The organism is Chamaesiphon sp. OTE_8_metabat_110, assembly GCF_031382685.1.
Classification (GTDB): domain Bacteria; phylum Cyanobacteriota; class Cyanobacteriia; order Cyanobacteriales; family Chamaesiphonaceae; genus Chamaesiphon.
On the sequence record NZ_JANMZA010000117.1, the window covers coordinates 1 to 4,100 of the forward strand.

The following is a 4,100-nucleotide window of genomic DNA, read 5'->3' on the forward strand; positions in this document are numbered from 1 at the left end:
GTCTTTTTTAACTTGGGTTTCGTTAGCTTCACCAGAGTTGTTCAAGTAGCCATACTTTTTGATGCAAGCATCGTAAGCTTCTTTAGCTACGTTGTCTAAGTTAGCAGCTAATTTTTCAGCAGCTTCTAAACGTGCAGCAGCGCGTTGGATGCTACCTTGTACGGATTCTAAATCGGAAGAAGTAGGGAAACGACCAGCCGCATCAGCAGCAGCGATCACTGTGGTAACTACAGATTTCATGTTCGGATAACTCCAGAAAAAATATTTTGATAGTTTGTTTCAATGCTCGGTCAACTTGTAACGATAGCTTTCGTCTACTAGCTGAGTGCAGAGATTACGCGATCGAAATAGGAAGCTGCTTCGGAAGTTAATGCGGAACAGTCGCCTTTAGATGCGCCCATTTGAACGAATTTTTTACCGCCGTTAGCTTCGGTATTGGTGTCGTTAATGTGAGCCAACGCCGCAGATTTCATGATTTGAACTGCACGGAGGGTGGAAGGTGTAGGTACGCCTAAAGCTGCGTAAGTTTCTTTCAAACCGTTGAGGCAACGATCGTCGAGTACGGAAGCGTCACCAGCTAGAAGTGCGTAAGTTACATAGCGCAAGATGATTTCAGCATCGCGCAGACAAGCAGCCATGCGACGGTTGGGGTAGCAGTTACCACCAGCTTGGATCAAACCTTGGTTTTCGCAAATCATCCCAGCTACAGCGTCGGATACAGCGCAGCTCGCGTTGCTGGCGATCGCGTTAACTGCATCTAGGCGTTTGTTGCCTTCAGCAATGAAGCCTTTGAGTGCGTTGAGGTCGGTACCACCGATCGCAGCGGTCTTAGCATCTGCGGTAACTACCGCTCTGGAAAAAGAGTCAAGCATTGTGGGCTTCTCCTGGTATTGATGAACAATTTCGAGGTTCATCATAAACCGATCTCTTCACCAGAAACTACAGTTATGAGAAACAACTCAACAATCTGTAACAATAGCTACGGCGATCGGCAGAGGTAAGGGTTCAATAATTAATAATTAATAATTAATAATTATTAATTACCTCTTTCCCGTCCTTTGTAGCGTCTGCCGATTCACAAAGGACAAAGGATTGAATCCATCGATAATCTTGTTTGATTTCCACATTTATGGGGAGGCTTGATACCTGTTTTTCTCGGTAAGGGGTTTAGAGAGGGAGTCTGGTTCGATCTGTCATTCTCTAGGGAGCACTACCCTGTCGATCGAATCCAGGAATCGAGCCAATTTCCTTACCTGCTAGCCCTTGTTGCGCTGTTTGGCTCTGATGATATGAAAAATTGACGGTGCGAGGGAGATGAACATAATTCCCAAGATAATCGGAATTAAATAGCGATCGATTTGGTCTTCGGGAATACTGCGCCCTAAAAAATAGCCGAGTAAAGTCAGTCCGATCGCCCATGCAAATCCACCTACCACATTGTATTGCATAAATGTTTTGTAGCGCATCGCGGCAATCCCAGCCACGATTGGCGCGAATGTCCGCACAAATGGCATGAACCGGGCTAAAATGAGCGCCGTTTTACCTTGGCGCTCGAAGAAGGCTTCGGCTGCAACTAAATGTTTTTTCTTAAAAAACTTAGAATCTTCTCGATCGAATAACTTGCGCCCGAACCTTTTGCCAGTATAGTAACCGACGCTATCACCTAAAACTGCAAACACAAAACAGCCAAAAGCCATAACTTGGATATCTAATCCAGTTTTGGGCAACGAACACAAGAAACCAGCCACAAATAGCAAGCTATCTCCAGGCAATAAAAACCCGACTAATAACCCTGATTCAGCAAAAACAATACTCCATACCAATGGATAACCAAAAGTCTGAATCAATGTATGTAGGTCGAAAGGCATGTTAAATTAAATCCTCACTCAAACTTGATATTTTGCTAGTAATTATCATGCTCTTGGCTGTATTTTGACCTAAAATGCCGCAGTTCTAATGATGAGATTGCGCCAATTGTCCCACCAAACCGACGATCGCGCCACCACAAATCGGCCAGAGGGGATCGACTCGCCATCGCCATATTAGCAGAGCCGCGATCGCGGCGATAAAGATCGATTGCCAGTCTAATAGTGTACCTGCGGCAAGTCGATAGGCAACGACCGCAATCGCTCCCCACGCCCCCGCATTAACGCCATCCAACCAACTGCGAAACCACAGCGATTGTCGCAATCGGGGTGCCCAGTAAGTCACTACAGCCACGTACCCAAAGCTAGGTAGAAAAATCCCAACTGTCGCCGCGATCGCACCTGGATGTCCGGCGAGGAGGTACCCGATGAAAGTAGCCGTCGTGAATAAAGGGCCAGGTGTCACTTGCCCAATCGCGATCGCATCGAGTAGCTGGGTGGATGTCAGCCAGTGAGTGCGATCGACTAATTCTGGCTGGAGAAATGCCAATAATACATAACCTCCGCCATAAATCGTCGCCCCAATTTTGAGAAAAACTGTGAAGACGTCGAGCCATGCTGGATGTGACGTAAGTGCTGGCAAAATCGCCAGTCCGGGTAATTCCAGCCTCGGCAATAATAAGATGGGCAAATTACGTCTGGGCGTGCGCCAATTTTGCCCCAGCATCACCCCAAATCCCGCCAGCAACAGCACCAATAAGGTGTTGACACCTAAAACCCCAAACAACCCGATCGCGACGACTCCAGCCGCACCTGTGAGGCGATTTTTCAGTGCCGATTTACCTAATTTCCAGGTCGCTTGCAGAGTTAAGACGACGACTACTGGCTTAATCCCCGCGAAAGTCGCGATCGCTTGGGGCACATCGTCTACTCGATCGTACCCGATCGCCAAGCCCCAGACGATCGCCATCGCTGGCAAAATAAAACACACCCCCGCAAGTACCAATCCCCACCACCCCGCCCGGAGATAGCCAATATAAATCGCCACCTGCGTCGAACTCGGCCCCGGAATCAGATTTGTCAACCCAATTAAATCCAAAAATTGCGATTGCGAAATCCACTGTCTTCGGGTGACAACTTCTGCTTCCAGCATGGCAATATGCGCCGCTGGCCCCCCAAATCCGATCGTCCCTAGTTTCAAGAAGACTGCTGCTACTTCAGTCAGATGCGATGGTAAGCGGGTCATAGAATAGACTTCATGCGGAAGTCAGGATGTTATCGAGTGGCACATTTGAGTTTACTAGATTTTTCATCAGCGATCGAAGGTTGTTTCTCGATCGTCACGGTAGTAGAAGTTGATAAACTATTAAGGGCAGAAGTTAAAGGTTAATTAGTTATTCCCCATCTTCGATATCCTCAGTCGTGAGAGGTGATTGAGAACTATGTCGCACGTACAACACATAAACAGTGGCATCGCGAATTACAAATAGAATTCGATAAACATTTTTAGATTTGCCATGCAAAAGCTGGCGAACTTCTTCTGGAAAAATTTCATGTTCGATCGCCAATCCACAGCGCTGTGGTTTTTCTTGGAGGGTGGCAATGATGTTCATCAAACTCCGAAACCATCGGTCAGCAAAATCAGAATTCCGTTCGCGATACCATTGATAAGTACGATCGATTTGGGCTTCAGCAATCGGGGTTAGCTCAACCTGGAATGTCATATTTGCGCTGCATATCTTGGATGAAATCACCAATCGGGCGAGTTTGACCCTTGTTAAGCTCCTCAAGCCCTTGACTGATTCCCGCGATCGTTTCGATGCGCTCGATAAGTTCGCTCAGTTTAGCGGGGTCGATATTATTTGGATCGAGGAATGTTACCAGTACCTGCGTTCGAGCGCCTATATGCTGTGGTGGCCGATCGATCTGGATTTGCCCGTTTTCATATACGCCTTCGATCGTTTCTAACATGGAAGTATATTTGGAGATACAGGTCTACTTAATTTTACGGCAATATTGGGAGTGACGGTCTTAGGTCGATCGATGATTTTTTGGATGGATTCCCAACCGTGACTAAAAAACAGGTCGTTTATCGAAGGGAGCATCCCACTTTTTATTTAGCGATCGCTAATTAATCTGTTAAGGTAGGCACAGCGATGGGCTAGTACTTGAGGAACATTTTCAAATTTCCACTGTGCCCCAGATATTTTAGTGCGACGGTCAATCTGTTTAATT

Annotated in this window: 6 protein-coding genes and 2 pseudogenes; 1 reads left to right on the forward strand and 7 read right to left on the reverse strand. The window is 46.7% G+C overall.

The window, feature by feature from the left end; genetic code table 11:
* The 4 genes and pseudogenes from RMO52_RS04145 to chrA form a co-directional block, all read right to left on the reverse strand.
* A pseudogene (locus tag RMO52_RS04145) lies at positions 1-240 on the reverse strand (bleomycin hydrolase); the annotation flags it as partial.
* 77 nt (positions 241-317) lie between these two features.
* A complete protein-coding gene (locus tag RMO52_RS04150) occupies positions 318-872 on the reverse strand; it encodes a bleomycin hydrolase (protein WP_310411132.1) in 555 nt (184 codons plus the stop codon).
* Between the two features lie 384 nt (positions 873-1,256).
* The gene (locus RMO52_RS04155) at positions 1,257-1,868 is read right to left on the reverse strand and encodes a VTT domain-containing protein (protein WP_310411135.1); all 612 of its coding nucleotides are present in this window, start codon (positions 1,866-1,868) and stop codon (positions 1,257-1,259) included.
* Between the two features lie 85 nt (positions 1,869-1,953).
* Complete coding sequence (chrA, locus tag RMO52_RS04160) at positions 1,954-3,111, reverse strand: chromate efflux transporter (protein ID WP_310411138.1); 1,158 nt, start codon at positions 3,109-3,111, stop codon at positions 1,954-1,956.
* Between the two features lie 12 nt (positions 3,112-3,123).
* Here chrA and RMO52_RS04165 point away from each other — a divergent pair, with 12 nt between their 5' ends.
* Complete coding sequence (locus RMO52_RS04165; protein ID WP_310411141.1) at positions 3,124-3,255, forward strand: hypothetical protein; 132 nt, start codon at positions 3,124-3,126, stop codon at positions 3,253-3,255.
* 4 nt (positions 3,256-3,259) lie between these two features.
* On the opposite strand, the gene RMO52_RS04170 is transcribed toward RMO52_RS04165, so the two are convergent.
* From RMO52_RS04170 to RMO52_RS04180, 3 genes and pseudogenes are all read right to left on the reverse strand, one after another.
* Positions 3,260-3,589: a type II toxin-antitoxin system RelE/ParE family toxin gene (locus RMO52_RS04170; protein WP_310411143.1), complete on the reverse strand. Its 330-nt coding sequence runs from the start codon at positions 3,587-3,589 to the stop codon at positions 3,260-3,262.
* Positions 3,573-3,836 (reverse strand): hypothetical protein, encoded by a 264-nt coding sequence (locus RMO52_RS04175; protein ID WP_309737734.1) that lies wholly within the window; start codon positions 3,834-3,836, stop codon positions 3,573-3,575. The genes RMO52_RS04170 and RMO52_RS04175 overlap by 17 nt, the downstream gene beginning before the upstream one ends.
* Positions 3,837-3,982: 146 nt before the next feature.
* Positions 3,983-4,100 (reverse strand): annotated as a pseudogene (locus RMO52_RS04180) (ISKra4 family transposase); the annotation flags it as partial.

What these genes read in the sequence shown, in the direction of transcription:
- RMO52_RS04150 (WP_310411132.1), bottom strand. Translation starts at nt 872, where the DNA reads ATGCTTGACTCTTTTTCCAGAGCGGTAGTTACCGCAGATGCTAAGACC.
- RMO52_RS04155 (WP_310411135.1), bottom strand. Translation starts at nt 1,868, where the DNA reads ATGCCTTTCGACCTACATACATTGATTCAGACTTTTGGTTATCCATTG.
- chrA (WP_310411138.1), bottom strand. Translation starts at nt 3,111, where the DNA reads ATGACCCGCTTACCATCGCATCTGACTGAAGTAGCAGCAGTCTTCTTG.
- RMO52_RS04165 (WP_310411141.1), top strand. Translation starts at nt 3,124, where the DNA reads ATGCGGAAGTCAGGATGTTATCGAGTGGCACATTTGAGTTTACTAGAT.
- RMO52_RS04170 (WP_310411143.1), bottom strand. Translation starts at nt 3,589, where the DNA reads ATGACATTCCAGGTTGAGCTAACCCCGATTGCTGAAGCCCAAATCGAT.
- RMO52_RS04175 (WP_309737734.1), bottom strand. Translation starts at nt 3,836, where the DNA reads ATGTTAGAAACGATCGAAGGCGTATATGAAAACGGGCAAATCCAGATC.